Below are 1,704 nucleotides of genomic sequence, written 5' to 3' on the forward strand. Positions count from 1 at the left end.
AGCCGCGGTGACCGATGTGCTCGACCGGCACGAGGTGCTGCGCACGATGTATCCCAGTGACCGAGCGGGTCCGGCGCAGGTGGTGCTGCCGGTGGAGGCGGTCGGGGTGGATCTGTCACCGGTACCGGTGACCGAGGCGGAATTGATACAACGGGTGGGGCAGGTGTTGGGGACGGGCTTCGATGTGGCGGCGGCGGTGCCGGTGCGAGCGAGGCTGTTCCGAGTCGGGGACGAAGAGCATGTGCTGGCGGTAGCGGTGCATCACATCGCCGGGGACGGATCATCGATACGGCCGTTCGCGCGAGATGTCATGGTGGCCTATGCAGCACGGTCACGGGGGCAGATGCCGGGATGGGCGCCACTGCCGGTGCAATACGCCGATTACGCGTTGTGGCAGCGGGAAATGCTCGGGGAGGCCGACGATCCGGAATCGATGGCCGGGCGGCAACTCGCATTCTGGAAACGGGAGTTGGCCGGGCTCGCGGAGATGCTGGCGTTGCCGACCGACCGGCCCCGACCCGCGGTGGCCTCGATGCGGGGTGGGCGGATCGAGTTCACCGTCGAGGCGGGCCTGCATCGGCGGGTGAATGTGTTTGCCCGCGAGCATGATGCGACCTCGTTCATGGTGGTCCATGCGGTGTTGACGGTGTTGCTGGCACGGCTGTCGGGCAGTGACGACATCGCCGTGGGCACCCCGATCGCCGGTCGCGGTGAGCACGAGCTCGACGATCTGGTCGGGATGTTCGTCAACACCCTGGTGCTGCGCACCCGGGTGGAACCGGGGTCGTCGTTCCTTTACCTGCTCGAACACACCCGGGAAGTGGATCTGGCGGCGCTCGCGCACGCGGAGGTGCCCTTCGAGTGGCTGGTCGAGGAACTGGCACCGGCACGCTCGACAGCGCACGCACCGCTGTTCCAGGTGCTGCTGGTATTCCAGAACTTCGCACCAGCGGGATTCGAGCTGCCGGGGCTGACCGTCGAGGCCATGCAGGCCGACCTGCCGGTGGCGAAGTTCGACCTGCAATCGACCTTCGTAGAGCGACTCGGGCCCGACAATGCTCCGGCCGGGATGGATGTCGAATTCACCTTCGCGACAGACCTGTTCGACGAGACGACAGTCCACGGATTCGCCGACCGATTCGTGCGGATTCTCGAAGCGGTGACCGCGGACCCGGCGATGCCGGTCGGGGATCTGCCTCTGCTCGAGGCACACGAGTTGCAGCGTATGGCGGTGTGGAACGAGACCGCGCATCCGGTACCCGAACGGCAGTTGCTCGACGGATTCGCGGCGCAGGTGGCGGCGACCCCGGACGCGGTCGCGGTGGTGTTCGAGGACGTTCGGTTGGCCTATGCCGAACTCGGTGCCCGCGTCCACCGGCTGGCCCGGCATCTGATCTCGCTCGGAGTGGGTCCGGAAACGCTGGTAGCGGTGGCCATGCCGCGGTCGATCGAGTTGTTGGTGGGCATCTACGCGATCGTCGAGGCTGGCGGGGGGTACGTGCCGGTCGATCCCGACCTGCCTGCCGAACGCATCGGGCAGATCTTCAGCGTGGCCGAGCCGGTGTGTGTGCTGACCACCGGCGAGGGGACAGCTCTTCCGGAGACATCCACCGTGCCGGTGCTGCGCATCGACGCGCTCGATCTCACGGAAACGAGTGCCCTCCCGGTCGCCGATGCGGAGCGGATCGTGCCGTTGCGGCCGCA

1 protein-coding gene is annotated in these 1,704 nt (G+C 67.3%); it reads left to right on the top strand.

From position 1 onward, the window contains the following. On the top strand, nucleotides 1–1,704 hold a 1,704-nt coding region (locus ACRWNM_RS36485), incomplete at both ends, for a condensation domain-containing protein (protein WP_431972725.1).

The organism is Nocardia sp. bgisy134, from assembly GCF_965341865.1.
Classification (GTDB): Bacteria; Actinomycetota; Actinomycetes; order Mycobacteriales; family Mycobacteriaceae; genus Nocardia.